The following is a 16,450-nucleotide window of genomic DNA, read 5'->3' as shown; positions in this document are numbered from 1 at the left end:
GTGGTGGGGGTGGGTCGGGGGGTGCCGGATCCCGAGATGCGTGCTTTGGGGTGGCCGCTCCGGCGCGTGGTGGGGGTGGGGCGAGGGGGTCGGTCGGTGCCGGGTCCCGAGATGCGTGCTTTGGGCCGGTTGCCCGGCGCGTGGCTGGGGCAGGTCTGGGAGTCGCCGGTGCCGGACCGCGCGCCGCGAGCCGCAGGCCTCTGGCCGGCCGCCCGACCTGCCGGGCCGGTGCACAGTGGCCGTCGGCGCCCCGCGTCCCTGCCTCACAACGCCACCACATGCGCCATCGGATCATCCCGGAACAGCGCCCGCCCCCGCGCCACCCGTTCCGCCCGCTCCGGGCCGCCTTCCGTGAGCCTGGTCAGAGCCGTCAGCAACGCCGTCGCGTCCGGAGCCAGTTCCGACACGCCGAGGTCGGCCATCCGGCGGACCCCGTCCACCCCGTGGCCGGGCAGCGGCCGGTACCCGACCACCGGCAGCCCGGCGGCCAGGGCCTGTACGGCGGTCTGGCCGGCCGCGTTGTCCAGCAGGGCGTACGCGGCGGACAGCAGCCCGGGCATGTCGTCCACCCAGTCCAGGGCCAGCACCCCGGGCCCCCGGGCCACCCGCTCGCGCAGCCGTGCGTTGCGCCCGCACAGCACCACCGGCAGATACCCGGCCCCCGTCAGCAGCCGGGCGGTGGTGTCCGCCCGGGACGCCGCCCCCCAGGCGCCGGCGGACAGCAGCACCGGCGGCCGGCCGGGCGCGTGCCCGGCGAAGCGCTCCCGCCACCCGGCCGCACCGGGCGCCGGCGCCCGGAACTGCGGCGCGACCGCCGGACCGGTCGTCACGACGGGCCCCCCAAGAGCCCGGCGCACCTCCGCCGCCGCCCTGTCCGTCAGGCACAGATACCGGTCGTTGCCGGGATGCAGCCACTGCCGGTGCACGGCGAAGTCGACGAGGAAGACCACGCTCGGCACCCGCAGCCGGCCCCGGGCCCTGAGATGACCGGTGAGCTGCGCGGCCAGGTGGAAGACGGACACCACCACGTCGGCGTCCAGCTGCCGCACGAGGTCCGTCAGCCGGTCACCGGCGAGCCGGGCCAGCGGCACCCCGCTGGGGCGCGGCCCCGTGCCGCCGCGCAGGAACGCGCCGTAGACACCGGCGTACAGCCAGGGAAAGTGCCGTACCGACGCCTGGTACGAGCGGCGCAGCCCGCCGCCCAGGCCGTACGGCAGCAGCCGCAGGACGTCGGCCACCCGCGGCTCGTGTCCGTGCGCCGCGGCCCGGCGCGCCAGTTCGGCGGCCACGGTGTCGTGACCGGCCCCCATGCTCGCGCTCAGGATCAGCGGGCGCCGGACGCCCGGCACGGCTGGTTCCGGGGAGGGCACCTCGGCAGGAGTACGCACGGGTTCCGATTCTCCGGTGCGCACCGCCGCAAACCGTGCACTCCGCCGCCGTGTCACAGCGCGGCCACGCGACACGGCACCGGCGTGAGTTGCCCGGAGCGCGCCGGGGTGGATGAATCGGCACAGGAGAGCGTGTGGGCGGCGAGCACGGGAGGAGCCGTGAGGCGGTTGCGGCGCGGCCTGCACCGCGCTTGGGAGTGGCTCAGGGTCGGAGTCCTGTTCGAACACGGCCGCGAGCTCGAACTGATGCACCGGGCCATGGGCTTCGCCACGCTGGCGCTGGTGACGCTGGCACCGCTGCTCATCGTGGTCGCCGCCGCCGATCCCCTGGTGCGGGGCGGTTTCGCCTCGTGGCTCACCGACGGCATGGGCCTGTCCGGCCGCTCCGCCCGTGTGATCACCGACGTCATCAGCCCGCCGCGCAGCGTCATCGGCACGACCAGTGTCTGGGGCGGTGTCCTGCTGGCCGTCTTCGGCGTGTCCTTCGGCGGCAGTGTGCAGAACGCCTACGAACGGATCTGGGGCCTGGCCTCCGGCCCCTGGCACCGGGTCTGGCGGCAGGCGACCTGGCTGGTGGTGCTCACCGCCTACCTCTACCAGGAGGTGGCGACCAAGAGCGCGCTGCACGGGGGCCAGCGGATCGCGCTGTCCACGGTGAGCGGCGTGCTGTTCTTCTGGTGGGGGCAGCGCTTCCTGCTGGGCGGCCAGATCCACTGGCGCTCGCTGCTGCCGGGCGCGCTCGCCACCGTCCTGGGCCTGGCCGGCCTGCGGGCCTTCTCCTACCTCGTCTTCACCCCGCTGATCGTCACCAACGCGCTCAGCTACGGCGCCGTCGGCACCGTGCTCGTGGTGGAGTCCTGGCTCATCGGCGTCGGCTTCGTCATCTACGGCGGTGCCCTGTTCGGCCGCTGGTTCTGCGAACACCACTGGATGCCGCACCACGACGACCACCCGGAAGCCGACGAGGAGCCCGGTTAGGCCATCTGCCGGCGCACCAGCTCGTGCAGCCGGCCCGTGGTGTCGGCGAGAAGTTCGGCCGGGGTGCCCTGCTGGACGACCTTGCCGTCCTCCATCACGATCACCCGGTCGGCGTCCAGGACCGTCGACAGCCGGTGCGCGATGACCACACGGGTGGCGTTCAGCTTGCGGGTGCTGTCGATGACGATGCGCTGGGTGTCGTTGTCCAGGGCGCTGGTGGCCTCGTCGAAGAACAGGATCCGCGGGCGCCGGATCAGCGCCTGGGCGATCATCAGGCGCTGCCGCTGACCGCCGGAGACCGCCCCGTTGCCGGCCACGATCGTGTGCAGGCCCATCGGCATCCGCTTGATGTCCTCGGCGAGACCCGCCAGCTCCGCCGCCGCCATCGCCTCCTCCGGCGTGTACGGCTCGGTGCCGCAGATGACGTCCAGGATGGAGCCGGTGAACGGCTGCGCGTGCTGGAGCACCACCCCGCACTGGCGGCGCACCGCCGACTGGTCGAGCGCCGCGAGGTCCTGGCCGTCGTACAGGACGCTGCCGGAGACCGGCTTGTCGAAGCCGATGAGCAGGCGGAGCAGCGTGGACTTGCCGCAGCCGCTCGGTCCCACGACCGCCACGAACTCGCCCGGCCGGACGGCGAAGGACACGTCGTCCAGGACGAGCGGGCCGTCGTCGGCGTACCGGAAGGAGAGCCGGCGCGTCTCGATCGCGCCGGACAGCGGACCCGGCCGGGTGCTCGACGTACGCACCTCGGGGGTCGCCTCGAAGACCGGCTTGATCTCCTCGAACAGCGGCAGCGCCGCCACCGCCGACACGAACGAGCCGGTCAGCTGGGTGACCGAGGTCAGCACCATCGTCACCGAGGTGTTGAAGGTGAGGAAGTCCGCCGCCGACATCGCGCCCTTGGCCGGGCCCGCCAGCAGCATGAACATCAGCAGCGTGCACACCGGCAGATAGATCCCGCCGAGCACCGTGGTGAGGTTCTTGATCCGGCCGACCTTCTGCTGCAGCTCCCGGCTGCGCGCGAACTCCCGCGCCCAGGCCGCGTAGGCGTAGTTCTCGGCCGCCGCCACCCGCAGCTTGGGCAGCCCCCGCAGGGTCTGGAAGGCCTGGTTGTTCAGCTTGTTGCCGAGCACCACCAGCCGCCGCTGCCAGCGCACCTGCCACAGCCCGAGCCCCAGGAACACGGCCGCGATGACGACGAGCATGCCGATCGCCGCCAGGGCCATCGACGGGCTGTACCAGAACAGCAGGCCCAGGTTCATCGCGCCGACGGTCACCGACTGTGCGACCACCGGGCCGACGCCCGCCAGCAGCCTCCGCATCGCGCTGATGCCCATGGCGGCACTGGCGAGTTCACCGGTGGAGCGCTGGGTGAAGAACCGGGTGGGCAGCCTGAGCAGCCGGTCCCAGACGGCCGGCTGCAGCGCGGCCTCGATACGGCCCTCCAGGCGCAGGATGGACAGGTTCTCCAGCAGGGTGAACGCCGCCGCCACCACCCCGCTGACCATCACGGCCAGGCACACCTGGACGATCAGGCCCTCCTGCGCGCGCGGTACGTACTCGCCGAGCACCTTGCCCGTCGCGATCGGCACCAGCGCGCCGATCGCCACCGTCACCAGCCCGGCGAACAGCAGACCGAGCAGGTCACTGCGGGTGCCCCGCAGGCTGAACCGCAGCAGGCCGAACGGCGAGAGCGCCGTGTCGGGCAGCGGCCGGTAGAACATCACCGCGCGCGGCTCGAACTCCTCCGCGTTCGCCTTCTCGATCGGGGTCTCGCGGCCGGTGCCCGGATGGACGGCCACATACCCGCCGCGCCGCCACAGCAGCGCGACCGGCGCCCCGGACAGCGCCCGGTGCCCGACCAGCGGGCCCACGTTCTCCCGCCACCAGCGCCCCTGCAGCCGCACGGCCCGGGTGCGCACCCGGGAGGCGAGCGCCACCCGTTCGACCGGGTCGAGGCGCTCGCTCTCGGTGCCGCTCTGCGCGGGCTCCGCGAGCTTGATCCCGGCCGCCTCGGCGACCAGCCTGCAGGCGGCGTAACCGGCGTCGGCGTCGGCGGTCGTGGTCCGGCGGGCCGACCGCTTGCCGATGGACGCCAGCAGGGTCTGGTCGGCTTCGGCGCGCACCGCCTCACCGGCCTTGATCCCGGCGGCCGTGCGGGTCTCGTGGGTGCGCTCCAGCTGCTCGATCCACCGGTCCAGCGCGGTCAGCAGCCGGTACTGCTGGTCCACCATGGACTGCCACAGCGCCGGGTCCATCAGCAGGTCGGCGGCGGCCTCCGCGCCGTACAGCGAGCCGTACTGGACGCTGCCCGGCGGCACCTGCATCCAGAACACGTCGTCGTCCGTGGGCGTGGCGGACCGGTCCTCAGCCATCGGCGCCTGGAACAGCACGGACAGGCCCCGGCCGACGCCGAGCGCGACCGCGTACTCCAGCGGGCTGGTGGCGGGCGGTACGTACTGGGGGTTGCCGTACTCGTCGTACGACCAGGTCTGGGTGTTGGCGGGCTGGTACAGCTCACGCAGGTTGATCCGGTGGACGACGCAGTCCCGCACCGGACGGGCCACCAGGGTGTGCTGGGGTCCGGCGACCGGGCCGAGCAGCAGCGCTCCCGCCTCCAGCCGGCCCAGGTGGTGCCAGTGGCCCTGCTGGCCGGCGTCGACCGCGAACAGGTCCAGGGCGCCGGCCGCGACCAGCCACAGCACCTGCGGGCCTTCGAGGTCGAGGCGGTTGAAACCGGCGCAGTCGATGCGTGCGCCCAGGGAACCCAGCGCACCGAGCACCAGGTCGCCCTCGTAACCCTCCTGAACGGCCGTCATCTCATCGCTCCCTGACCAGCGCGGCGTACGCGCCACCGCGCGCCACCAGCTCCTCGTGCCGCCCGCGCTCGACGACCGTGCCGTGCTGGAGCACGACGATCTCGTCGCTGTCGCGGACCGTGCTCAGCCGGTGCGCGATCACCACGCAGGCACAGCCACGCCGGCGCAGGTTGTCCATCACGACCAGCTCGGTCTCCGCGTCCAGCGCGCTGGTCACCTCGTCCAGGACGAGGATGCTCGGCCGGCGGACCAGGGCCCGGGCGATTTCGAGCCGCTGGCGCTGGCCGCCGGAGAAGTTGTGGCCGTCCTGTTCGACCTTGCTGTGGACGCCGCCGGGCCGGCGCATCACCACGTCGTACAGGGCCGCGTCCTTCAGCGCCTCCACCACCGCCTCGTCCGGGATCGACGGGTCCCACAGGGCGATGTTGTCGCGGACCGAGCCCTCGAAGAGGAACACGTCCTGGTCGACGAAGGAGACGGAGGCGGCGAGCGCGCCGCGCGGGATGTCCTCCAGCCGGCGGCCGTCGATGCGGATCACCCCGTCCCACGGGGTGTACAGGCCCGAGATCAGCCGGGACACGGTGGACTTGCCGCTGCCCGAGCCGCCCACCAGCGCCACCTGCTGACCCGGGCCCACGGTCAGGTCGAAGCCGCTCAGCAGCGGCTTGTCCAGCGGGCTGTAGCCGAAGGTGACGTTCTCCAGCTCGACGTGCCCGTGCAGCCGGCGCGTGGAGTCGGCGCCGCCGGGGCGGGCGTAGAGCGGGTCGGCCTGGAAGTTCTCCACGTCCTTCAGCCGGGCCACGTCGGCCGCGAAGTCCTGGATGCGGCCCGCCACGCCGTTGAGCCGGGTCAGCGGTGCGGTGAAGCGGGTGACCAGCGCCTGGAAGGCGACCAGCAGACCCACCGAGATGTGCCCCTCGACCGCACGCAGGCCGCCGATCCACAGGATCAGCGCGCTGTTGAAGGTGGCGAGGGTGGGGGCGACCACGCCCAGCCAGGCGCTCGGCACACCGAGCCGCTGCTGCTCCTCCAGCGTGGTGGCGTGCTGTCCGGCCCACTTGCGGAAGTAGCCGTCCTCGCCGCCGGTCGCCTTCATCGTCTCGATCAGCTGCAGACCGGTGTACGAGGTGTTGGTCAGCCGCGCCGTGTCCGCGCGCAGCTTCGCCGTACGGGTCGCGCGCAGCCGTACTACCAGCCGCATGGCGACCACGTTGAACAGGGCCACGCCGATGCCGACGAACGTCAGCTGCGGGTCATAGGTGTAGAGCAGCACCGCGTACAGCACGACGACGATCGCGTCGACGCCCGCCGCCGCGAGGTCGCGGGCGAGGGTTTCGGCGACCTGGTCGTTGGACTGCAGGCGCTGCACCAGGTCGGCGGGGGAGCGCTGGGCGAAGAACGTCACCGGCAGCCGCAGCAGATGGCGCAGGAAGCGGGCGCTGGAGAGGGTGGAGGAGATGATCCGGCCGTGCAGCAGGTTGGCCTGCTGGAGCCAGGTCAGCACCAGGGTGAGCAGGACACAGGTCGCCATCGAGGCGAACAGCACGCCCAGCAGGGAGGTCTGGCCGCCGATGAGGAACGTGTCGATGTAGGTGCGGCTGAGCGCGGGTACCGCGGCGCCCACCGCGACCAGCAGCAGGCTGGCCAGCACGGCGGCGGGCAGGGTGCCGGCGGTGCCGCGCAGCCGGGCCGGCATCGCGCCGAGCACGCCGGGCTTCCGCCCGCCCCTGGTGAAGCCGTCGCCCGGCTCCATCACCAGCACCACACCGGTGAAGCTGCCGTCGAACTCCTCCATGGGCACGAACCGGCGGCCCTTGGCGGGGTCGTTGATGTACACGCCGCGCCGGCCGAAGCGGCGGCCCATGCCGTCGAAGACGACGTAGTGGTTGAACTCCCAGAACAGGATGGCCGGTGCCCGCACCTCGGCGAGGGCGGCCAGGTCCATCTGCATGCCCTTGGCCGTCAGGCCGTAACCGCGGGCGGCCTTCAGCAGGTTGGAGGCGCGCGAGCCGTCGCGGGAGACACCGCAGGCGATCCGCAGTTCCTCCAGCGGGATGTGCCGGCCGTAGTGGCCGAGGACCATCGCCAGGGAGGCGGCGCCGCACTCGACGGCCTCCATCTGGAGCACGGTGGGTGTACGGACCGTGCCGCCACGGGGCTTGGGGACCGGCCGCCGCTTGGCCGGGGCGGCGCGTCTGCGGCTGCGGGCAGCCTGCGGGCCTTCGGTCGAAACGGTCACGGGAGGAGCCAATCGACGGGGTGCTGGTCGGCCAGCTTGATCGAACCGGAGGCGAGCGTCATGGAGTCGAGCCGGAACGGCGGCCCGTCGGTGGTGGACCAGCGATAGCCGCTCTGGGTGGCCGTCGACCTGTCGAGCGCGACCAGGACGGCCACCGGGCGGCCCTTGCGGGTGAACTGCTCGCCGAGCTGGCTGTCGCCGAGGAACGCGGAGATCGACTGGGCGGACTGCGCGGCACGGTCCACGGACTTCACATGGCCGCGCAGCACACCGTACGTCTGGGTCGGCACCGAGGAGACGGTGAGGTCGACGGCGGCGTGCGCCGGGATGGCGGCGGCGTTCTCGGCGGGGACGTACACGGTCGCGTACAGCGGGTCGGAGGCGTGGGCGACCTTCTCCACCGCGGCGACGTCGGTGCCGGTCCGGATGATCTGCCCGATGGTGGCGGCGAGCGTGGTGACGCGGCCCGCGGCGACCGTGCGGACCACGGAATCGCCCTGCGGCGTACGGACCTTGAGGACGGGCGCGTTCCCGGGCAGCCGCTCGCCCTGCTTGGCGAGCACGGCCGTCACCTGGCCGGACACCGGGCTCTGCAGCACATAACTGCCCTGCCCATGCGTGAGGACGGCCGGTGCGCCCACGGTGGAGGCGACCGAACCGGTCACGGCCCAGACGGAGGCCGCCGCCATGACGACGACGGTGACACCCAGGGCGAGCCAGCCCTGCGGGCGGGCCAGCCGTACCGGAAGGTCCAGCTCTTCGGGCGACTGGAGCTTGGCGAGGGCCTGTTGGCGGAACTGCACGGAACTTCCCTCACCTGTGGGAGAGACGCTGGTGTTTCAGGGCATCCGAGAGCCCCGGAGCCGAAAAACGACTCCGGGACTTCGGTTGCGACAAGGCGTGCGATCAGAGACCGGCGACCAGGTCGGTGACCGGCTGCACGTTCAGGCCGGTGACACCCTCGACGGTGCCGATGGCGGTGTCGGCCACGCCGGAAACCGGGGCGACGCCGTTCACGGCACCGGTCACGGTGTTGAGGGCGTTCACGGACAGACCGCCGGAGACGTTGTCCAGCTCGGCGTCCGAGATCTCGACGGTCTCAACCTGGGGGGTGGAGTTCATGGTGGAACTTCCCTTCCTGATAAACATTTCACAAGGGGGAGAGCGGCCCCCTCTGGGGACAGACGGACGGCCGCGACCGCGGGCGCCGGGCCCCCGTCTCCAGGAACCCGCCGCGACCCCCGCGGTGCAATGGATCAAAGCACGCACGCGGGGCGCCCTTCCAATCAACCAGGGCTCTCACCTGGGCACTTGACTGCCGAACGGGTTCATCCGTGCAGGCGTGTGCACGCCGTGTCGGCGACTCCTTCACATGCGGCACCGCATCGGCGCACCCGGCCCCTTGCCCGGCGGACGGCGAATCCGGCACTCCACGCCAAAGGAGTGCCGGGGTGCGCGCGGATGTGCAGATCCCTGGTCGGCGGTGACTTGGTTGAGTATTCAATGTGTAGATTCCCTGAAGGAGGGATTCCACTTCGCGCCCGGAACGGACCGTTACTGATCGGTAGCGGAACGTGTCAGCCCAGAATCGCGTACACCGTGCTCGCCCGCGCCGCGAGCTCCCCCGAACCGGCGTCGCTCAGCGTGATGTCCGCGAACGCCATCCGGCGGCCCAGTTTCGTCAGGACCGCTTCGATCCGGACATCCGAACCGGTCACCGGACGCTGGAACGACGTCGACTGCTGAACCGTCGTCATCGGCACGAAGCCGCCCCGCGCGGAGGACACCGCGATCACCGTCGCCGTGTCCGCGGCGGCCATCAGCGCCTGCCCCGACAGCGCGCCGCCCTCCCGGGCCAGCCGCTCGGACCAGGGCAGTCGCAGCACCGCCCGGTCCTCGCCCACCGTCTCGACGGTCAGCCCGAGATCGAGCACCCAGGGTGCGAAGTTGGCGGAGAGGATCTTGTCGGCTTCGGCGGGGGTCATCGTCATATGGGGGATTGTTCCCGCCGGCCTCCCACAACACGCGGAGCATGGCCGATTCGCCCGCCCGCGACGGCTGTTGGGAAACGGAATTGAACACACCGCGGAGCCGGTGCGTACGTACGGCCATCCAGGCGCCCCGAAACGAACTGCCCGTCAGCGGCAGAACCCCCCGTCCCCAGGAGGTCGAGAAGTTTGAGTCACAAGCGAATGCCCAAGCGGAAAGCCGCGATAGCGGTGGGCGGTGTCGCGGCGCTCGGAGCAGCGGCCCTCCTGCTGCCGCACGCCAACGCGTCGCAGGACGGCAACCAGGCGTCGGGCACCACCGGCACCGCGAAGACGCTGAAGGCCACCCAGGCCTCGAACCTCGCCGCCCAGCTCCAGAAGACCCTCGGTGACGCCTTCGCCGGGTCGTACTTCGACAGCGGCAGGCAGCAACTCGTCGTCAACGTGGTCAGCGGCGACGGCAACACGATCGCCCAGGCGAAGAAGGCCGGCGCGGTCGTCCGCCAGGTGAAGAACAGCACCCGCGCGCTCAAGGCGGCCGCCGGAACGCTGAAGACCAAGGCGACGATCCCCGGCACCTCCTGGGCCGTGGACCCGCGCACCGACAAGATCCTGGTCACCGCCGACTCCACCGTCACCGGCGCCCGGTGGAACAGACTGCAGTCGACCGTGCAGAGCCTCGGCTCCGGCATGGCCACCCTGAAGAAGTCCGCCGGCACCTTCAAGACCTTCGCCTCGGGCGGCGACGCCATCTTCTCCCAGACCCAGCAGGGCGGCGTGCGCTGCTCCCTCGGCTTCAACGTCACCGCCTCCGACGGCAGCCCCGCCTTTCTGACGGCCGGTCACTGCGGCGTCGCCGCCAAGGACTGGTCCGACTCCCAGAACGGCCAGCCGATCGCCACCGTCGACCAGGCCAAGTTCCCGGGCAACGACTTCTCGCTCGTCAAGTACAACGACGCGACCACCCAGGCGCCCAGCGAGGTCAACACCGGCAACGGCCAGACCGTGCAGATCACCCAGGCCGCCGACGCGACCGTCGGCGAGACCGTGTTCCGCATGGGTTCCACCACCGGCCTGCACGACGGGCAGGTCACCGGGCTCGACGCCACCGTCAACTTCCAGAGCGAGACGAACCCCGGCGGCGTCGACACCGTCAACGGCCTCATCCAGACCAACGTCTGCGCCGAGGCCGGCGACAGCGGCGGCTCCCTGTTCACCCAGGACGGCGGCGCCGTCGGTCTGACCTCCGGCGGCAGCGGCGACTGCACCAACGGCGGCGAGACCTTCTTCCAGCCGGTCACCGCCGCCCTGCAGGCGACCGGCGCGACCCTCGGCAACGGCGGCAACGCCGGGAACGGCGGCGCCGGCAACAACGGCAACGGCGGCGCGGACAACAACGGCAATGGCGGCGCCGGCAACAACGGCAATGGCGGCGCGGACAACAACGGCAACGGCGCTGGCGACCAGTCCGGTTCCGCCGCCCCGTCGGCCTCGGCGGGCGACCAGTCCGGTGCGGGGGACCAGTCTGGTGCGGGCGACCAGTCCGGTGTGGGGGACCAGTCCGGTTCCGCCGCCCCGTCCGCTTCGGCCGGTGACCAGTCCGGGAACGGCGTCGGTGACCAGTCGGGCAACGGCGCCGGCTCCGGCGACCAGTCCGGCAGTGGCAGCGACCAGTCCGGCGCCGGCTCCGCGAACGACGGGTCGTCCCTGACCAGCACGCGCTGAGCGCTCCGGCCGGCCTCACCAGCGGTTCCGGTCGGCCGGGGGTGGTCCGGCCCTCCTGCGGGAGGGCCGGGCCTTTCCCGTCCGATCCGTCAGGCGCCCTCGCGGGCCCGCAGCAGTAGCACCGCCACGTCGTCGACCCGTTCCCGCGCCGCCGCGCTGTGCCGGACGACCTCGTCCGCCAGCTGCTCCAGCGGCTGGTCCCCGATCGCCGACAGCAGCCCGCCGAGGCCGACCAGCGCGTCCTCGATGTCGATGCCGGGCGCCTCCACCAGACCGTCGGTGTACAGCAGGAGCACCGAACCGGGAGCAAAGGAGATCTCGGTCGTCGGATACACCGCGGCCGCGTCGATCCCGAGCAGCGGGCCGCCGGCCAGGTCCAGCACCCGCACCCGCCCGTCCGGCCGTCTCAGCAACGGCGGCGGATGCCCCGCCCGGGCCATGACCGCCCGCCCGCGCGCCGGGTCCAGCCGCAGATACAGACAGCTGGCGAACAGCTCGGTGCCCAGGTCGATCAGCAGCCGGTTGGTGCTGCTCATCACCTCGTGCGGCGCCTGCCCGACCGTGGTGTACGCCCGGACCCCGGTACGGATCTGCCCCATCAGGCCCGCCGCGGTCACATTGTGCCCCTGGACGTCCCCGATCACCGCCGCCGCCAGCGGCAGCGTCGGCACCAGGTCGTAGAAGTCGCCGCCGATGTCCATGCCATGGGTGGCCGGCACATAGCGGGCGGCCGCCTCGATGCCGGGCGGCGGGGCCAGTGAGTGCGGCAGCAGGGCCTGCTGGAGCCCGTGCGCGAGCCGGTGCTTGGCGTCGTAGAGCAGCGCCCGCTCCAGCGCCTGCGCGATCAGCCCGCCCAGCGACGTCAGCACGGCCCGCTCGTCGGCCGGGAAGACATGCGGTTCGGCGTACGCCAGCACACACGTGCCCACCGGGCGCCCGGACGCGATCAGGGGCAGATACGCCCAGGCCGCGAAGCCGTCCGGCGGCTCGTGCCGACGCGGATACAGCCGTTCCAGCTCCTCCCGGGAGTCGAAGAACGCGGGCACCCCGCTGTTCAGCGCCTGGGTACCGGGAGTCCGCTCGGTGAGCGACAGCCCGTGGAACCGCTGCACGGTGTGCGGGTCGCCGTACCCGCGATGCCCGAGCACGTGCAGTCGCCCGCCCTGCGAGCCGAGGATCACCATCGCCTGGCTGCCGACCGCCGGGGCCACCTCGTCCCAGACCAGCTGCACCACGTCCTGCACCCCGACCGCCTCGGTCAGCGCGCCCGCGAGGCTCAGCACCTGGGAGATCGTCACCAGCCGGGAGGGGGAGGCGTCCGCCTGCGGCGCCCCGCGCGCCATCTCCGCCACCGCACGCGCCCGGCTGATCCGCACGGTCAGCCCGGTCGTGCTCGGATACATCCGGAACGACAGCCACTCGCCCGGCGGACACAGTGCCACGAACGACGTCACCTCCTGGCTGAGCAGCGCCCCCCGGTAACGGTCCTCGTACATCGGGTCCTTGAGCCAGGGCACCGACACCCACGGCAGCGTGCCGAGCAGTTCCCCGGCCGGTCTGCCGAGCAGCTCGGCGGCGGCCGCGTTGACGAACCCGATCCGGCCGTGCAGATCCAGCGACACCAGCCCGTACGGCAGCCGGGACACCATCCGGGCCGCCTCCGCCGAGCCCAGCGTGTCGGCCACGCCCGCCACCGGATCCGCCATCACATCGGCCTCCTGCCCGAGCGGCCGGTTGTCCCGCGCGGCCCGCTCCAGCCGCAGCGCCAGCCGGTCGCAGGCCGCCCACAGATGGTCCCGCTCCCGGTCGGACAGCTCCGGCGCGTGCGCACCCGGCCAGGTCACGAACACCGCGCCGTACAGCCGGCGCTCCGTCGCCACCGGCAACGCGGCGAGCGCGAACGGGTACGCCAGCACCACCGCGATCCGCGGATAGCAGCGGGCCATCTGCTCCTCGCCGCCCACCCACACCAGCCGCCGCTCGCGTGCCGCGTCGGCGACGGGGATCGGCGCACTCAGCCCGACCCGTTGCCAGGGCGCCGCGAAAGCGCGGGGCATGCCCGCCATCACCGCCATCTCCAGGACCGGCTCGTCGGACCTGAGCAGGTACACCGCGCCGGAGTGCGCGCGCACCGCCTGAATCATCGAGACCAGCGCAAGCGACAGCACCGGCTGGGCGGCCGGCATCCAGTCGGCCGCCGGTGCCGGTCCCGGGCCCGGCCCGTCGGACACGCCGACCACCTCCTCGTACGGCCGCGCCACGCATCCTGGGGACAAGATTCCCTCGCGGGGGCGCCCCCCGCACGGCGAGCGCTCCGGCCGCGAGCGGTGGTCCTCAGCGGTGGATGCCTCCGGATACCCGCTCCGCCCGCCTCCATGCCCCTGCGGTGGAAGCGCGGGCGGCGTACGGGCGCCTCGCGTGCGCCCCCGCGCATCCCGATGGCCGGATCTCCGCGCCCGTGAACGGTAACGGCCCCCAAGAATGGGCACGCGCTGTTCCGTGTCGTGGCCATGGCACGGGCGGTGACGAGAACGGGTGCAGGACGAACAGCCGAGGGGGCGGGCAGTGATCCGGGTGCTTCTGGTGCACGACGTGAGTCTGGTGCGATCGGTCCTGGCGGAGTGGCTGCGCCGGGAGCCGGGGCTGGACGTGGACGACACGCCGTGGCAGGGTGCCGCCGCCCGGGTGCGGTCCTTATGTCCGGACGTGTGCGCTGCGGACCTCGACTGCGCGGACGGCCAGGGGATGCCGCCGCTCGGCGACCTGTGCCCGCCCGGCGCCGGCGGCAGGCCTCCGGCGCTCGTGGTGCTGGCCCAGGCGACCCGGCCGGGACTGCTGAAGCGGGCCGCCGAGGCGGGTGCGCTGGGCTTCGTGGACAAGGCGGGTTCACCGGACCGGCTGGTGGGTGCCATCCGGTCCGTCGCCGAGAGGGAACGTTTCGTCGATGCCTCGCTGGGCTTCGGCTTCCTCAAGGCGGCCCAGATGCCGCTGACCAGACGAGAGCTGAGCGTGCTCTCCCTCGCGGCTGCGGGCGCCTCCGTCGCCGAGATCGCCGGCAGTCTGCACCTGTCCCTCGGCACGGTCCGCAACTACATGGCGTCGATCACCCGCAAGACCGGCGCACGCAACCGGATCGACGCGATTCGCATATCGCAGGGCGAGGGGTGGGTGTGAGGCGGAGGGTGAGCGTGCGGGGGTGGCTGTGACTAGCCGGGCAGCGGCGCCGGGTGCGTCGTCCAGCCGCCGGCCAGGTCCCGGTACAGGTCCGAGGTGCGCAGGAGTTCGCCGTGGGTGCCGCAGGCGGTGCGCGCGCCGTCCATGACGAGGATCCGCTGCGCGCGGCGGGCCGAACTGATCCGGTGCGCGACGACGATCAGCGTGCCGCCCGGACGTGCCGCGAAGGCCCGTTCGGCACGCGCTTCCCCCTCCGGGTCGAGATGGCAGGTCGCCTCGTCCAGCAGGGCCAGCGGGGCGGGGGAGAGGTAGGCGCGGGCCAGCGCGATCAGCTGCCGCTCGCCTGTGGACAGCTCCGCCGGGACGACCGTGGCACCGGGTCCGCCCAGTGTTTTCAGCAGCGGGGTGAGTCCCACCGCGTCGGCGGCTGCCAGAAGTTCGGCCTCCGGCACGGGACCGTCGCGCAAGAGGGTGAGGTTTTCGGCCAGGGTGCCGGTGTGGACGTAGGCCTCCTGGGGGATGAGCACGGTTGCCCGCGGCGCGGGGACGGGGTGGCCGTATACCCGGATGGTGCCGTGCTGTGGGGTGAGCAGACCGGCGACGAGGGCGGTGAGTGTCGACTTTCCGATTCCGCTCGGCCCCACGACTGCCAGGTGGGCACCTTCCGGGAGGGTGAGGTCGAGGTCGTCCAGGACGGGTTCACTGGCGGGGCCGTAGGCGAAGGTGAGGGAGGAAAGGGAGAGGGCGGGGCATGAGGAACGCGCGGACGCGGTCGTGGGGCGGGTGCCGGTCTGCTGCGGCTGGACGCGCGGTCCCCCGCGCCCCTCGGGGCATTGTGCCGCTCGCGGTCGGGAGTCCCGGGTCAGTCTGCGCAGTACGACCGTCAGACGGGAGCCGCTGGTGCCCAGGCCGTGGACGAGGGTGTGCAGGGCGGGGAGCAGGGACTGGGTGACGTAGGCGAGCGCGCCGACCAGGGCGCCCGGGGTGACGCCGTGGCCGAGCAGCCAGGGCGCGGTGACCAGCAGCAGGACCGCCGGCAGTTCGCCGCCGACCGCCAGGGCGGCCACGCGGGCCACGCTCCAGCGGGCCAGGGAGCGGGCGGCCCGCAGTTCCGCGTCGGTGCGTTCCCCGACGGCGTCGGCGACCCGCTGCTCGGCGCCGGCCGCGGTGACGTCCCGCAGTGCCGGAAACAGCGCGCCCAGTTCCCGGGCCAGTGCCTCGTCGGCGACGAGGAACGCCTCCTGGCGGCGGGCCAGCGGTCCGAGCGTCGCGGCGAACAGGGCCACCCCGGCGAGCAGCGGCGGCAGGACGACCGCGAGGAGCAGCGGGGCCAGCGAGACCAGGCCGATCAGGGCGCCGGCGGCGGTGAACAGGAAGGAACGGGTCACCATCACCACACCCGCGAGCGTGTCCCGGGCGATCTCCACCTGCTGGGTGAGCCCGGACAGCGCACCCGTGTCCGCCTCCCGCACCCCGCGTGCGACCACCGCCGTCACCAGCCGGTCCCGGGCCGGCTCGACCAGCGCGGCGACCACGCCGTACACCCGTCCGGTCCCGTACGCCCCGGCACACACCGCGAGTCCCGCGGCGCCCAGCCACAGCAGCCCGGTCCGGGCGTTCCCGGCGAGGAACCCGGCGTCCAGGGCCCGCGCGAGGGCGTATCCGACGAGGAAGGTCTGTCCCGCCTCCAGTACGGACCACGCGCCGAGCCGGACCAGCACCCGCCACCGCTCCCGCACGAACCGGCCCGCTCGGGTGCGGGCGGGCGCCGGGTGCCCGGGGATCCGGCCCGGGGCCACGACGCCCGACCGACCGGCTGGTCGGGACCGGCGTCCCCCGCCCGGCACCCCCGCCGCCTCCCGGTCCCCGCCCGGCATGCTCGCCAACTTCCGCTCCCGTTGTGATGTGTGTGTCGGCTTCCGGTCCTGGTCCGGTGTCTCAGCCGGCTCCCGGTCCCGGCCCGGCATGCTCGTCAACTCCGGCTCCCGCAGCGGCAGGCACCGTTCCGGGCCTCTCCGTTTCTGTGGCCGTCCGGTTTGCGTGGTCGCAGACCGCTGTGACGGGCGGCCCCTCGCCTCGTGATGCGCGTCCGGGCCTTCGCCGGATGGATCCGGTCCGTCCGTCCCGCGTACCCGC

11 protein-coding genes are annotated in these 16,450 nt (G+C 72.9%); 3 read left to right on the top strand and 8 right to left on the bottom strand.

Translation table 11 applies throughout. From position 1 onward, the window contains the following. Window positions 1-263: 263 nt before the first annotated feature. Window positions 264-1,310: an MGDG synthase family glycosyltransferase gene (locus ACZ7GZ_RS05895; RefSeq protein ID WP_471021730.1), complete on the bottom strand. Its 1,047-nt coding sequence runs from the start codon at window positions 1,308-1,310 to the stop codon at window positions 264-266. Between the two features lie 237 nt (window positions 1,311-1,547). On the opposite strand from ACZ7GZ_RS05895, the gene ACZ7GZ_RS05890 reads away from it, so the two are divergent. Next, a complete protein-coding gene (locus ACZ7GZ_RS05890; protein ID WP_471021320.1) occupies window positions 1,548-2,366 on the top strand; it encodes a ribonuclease BN in 819 nt (272 codons plus the stop codon). On the opposite strand, the gene ACZ7GZ_RS05885 is transcribed toward ACZ7GZ_RS05890, so the two are convergent. The 5 genes from ACZ7GZ_RS05885 to ACZ7GZ_RS05865 all read right to left on the bottom strand — a co-directional run bounded on the left by ACZ7GZ_RS05885 (window position 2,363) and on the right by ACZ7GZ_RS05865 (window position 9,418). After that, window positions 2,363-5,188, bottom strand: a complete 2,826-nt coding sequence (locus tag ACZ7GZ_RS05885; protein ID WP_471021318.1) for an NHLP bacteriocin export ABC transporter permease/ATPase subunit — start codon at window positions 5,186-5,188, stop codon at window positions 2,363-2,365. The two genes, ACZ7GZ_RS05890 and ACZ7GZ_RS05885, sit on opposite strands and share 4 nt — an antisense overlap. Window position 5,189: 1 nt before the next feature. Then, complete coding sequence (locus ACZ7GZ_RS05880; RefSeq protein WP_471021316.1) at window positions 5,190-7,427, bottom strand: NHLP family bacteriocin export ABC transporter peptidase/permease/ATPase subunit; 2,238 nt, start codon at window positions 7,425-7,427, stop codon at window positions 5,190-5,192. Next, complete coding sequence (locus ACZ7GZ_RS05875; protein ID WP_471021314.1) at window positions 7,424-8,230, bottom strand: hypothetical protein; 807 nt, start codon at window positions 8,228-8,230, stop codon at window positions 7,424-7,426. Before ACZ7GZ_RS05875 ends, ACZ7GZ_RS05880 begins: the two co-directional genes overlap by 4 nt. A 103-nt stretch (window positions 8,231-8,333) precedes the next feature. After that, the gene (locus ACZ7GZ_RS05870; RefSeq protein ID WP_471021312.1) at window positions 8,334-8,549 is read right to left on the bottom strand and encodes a type A2 lantipeptide; all 216 of its coding nucleotides are present in this window, start codon (window positions 8,547-8,549) and stop codon (window positions 8,334-8,336) included. 455 nt (window positions 8,550-9,004) lie between these two features. Then, complete coding sequence (locus ACZ7GZ_RS05865) at window positions 9,005-9,418, bottom strand: PaaI family thioesterase (RefSeq protein ID WP_471021310.1); 414 nt, start codon at window positions 9,416-9,418, stop codon at window positions 9,005-9,007. 201 nt (window positions 9,419-9,619) lie between these two features. Here ACZ7GZ_RS05865 and ACZ7GZ_RS05860 point away from each other — a divergent pair, with 201 nt between their 5' ends. After that, a complete protein-coding gene (locus ACZ7GZ_RS05860) occupies window positions 9,620-11,140 on the top strand; it encodes a S1 family peptidase (protein ID WP_471021728.1) in 1,521 nt (506 codons plus the stop codon). An 89-nt stretch (window positions 11,141-11,229) separates the two neighbouring features. Here the strand turns inward: ACZ7GZ_RS05860 and ACZ7GZ_RS05855 are convergent, their stop codons facing one another. Then, window positions 11,230-13,380: a SpoIIE family protein phosphatase gene (locus ACZ7GZ_RS05855; RefSeq protein WP_471021727.1), complete on the bottom strand. Its 2,151-nt coding sequence runs from the start codon at window positions 13,378-13,380 to the stop codon at window positions 11,230-11,232. 325 nt (window positions 13,381-13,705) lie between these two features. Here ACZ7GZ_RS05855 and ACZ7GZ_RS05850 point away from each other — a divergent pair, with 325 nt between their 5' ends. After that, on the top strand, window positions 13,706-14,314 hold the full coding sequence (locus tag ACZ7GZ_RS05850) for a LuxR C-terminal-related transcriptional regulator (RefSeq protein ID WP_471021308.1): 609 nt from the start codon (window positions 13,706-13,708) through the stop codon (window positions 14,312-14,314). A gap of 32 nt (window positions 14,315-14,346) precedes the next feature. Here the strand turns inward: ACZ7GZ_RS05850 and ACZ7GZ_RS05845 are convergent, their stop codons facing one another. Continuing rightward, window positions 14,347-16,191: an ATP-binding cassette domain-containing protein gene (locus tag ACZ7GZ_RS05845; protein WP_471021725.1), complete on the bottom strand. Its 1,845-nt coding sequence runs from the start codon at window positions 16,189-16,191 to the stop codon at window positions 14,347-14,349. Window positions 16,192-16,450 lie beyond the last annotated feature (259 nt).

This window comes from Streptomyces sp. NPDC037288, assembly GCF_055603265.1.
The sequence above is the reverse complement of the archived record's forward strand: the minus strand, read 5'-3'. Positions and strand labels throughout refer to the sequence as shown.

Coding starts and splice junctions, on each gene's coding strand:
- ACZ7GZ_RS05895 (WP_471021730.1), bottom strand. CDS start 1,310: ATGGGGGCCGGTCACGACACCGTGGCCGCCGAACTGGCGCGCCGGGCC.
- ACZ7GZ_RS05885 (WP_471021318.1), bottom strand. CDS start 5,188: ATGACGGCCGTTCAGGAGGGTTACGAGGGCGACCTGGTGCTCGGTGCG.
- ACZ7GZ_RS05865 (WP_471021310.1), bottom strand. CDS start 9,418: ATGACGATGACCCCCGCCGAAGCCGACAAGATCCTCTCCGCCAACTTC.
- ACZ7GZ_RS05870 (WP_471021312.1), bottom strand. CDS start 8,549: ATGAACTCCACCCCCCAGGTTGAGACCGTCGAGATCTCGGACGCCGAG.
- ACZ7GZ_RS05860 (WP_471021728.1), top strand. CDS start 9,620: ATGCCCAAGCGGAAAGCCGCGATAGCGGTGGGCGGTGTCGCGGCGCTC.
- ACZ7GZ_RS05845 (WP_471021725.1), bottom strand. CDS start 16,191: ATGCCGGGCGGGGACCGGGAGGCGGCGGGGGTGCCGGGCGGGGGACGC.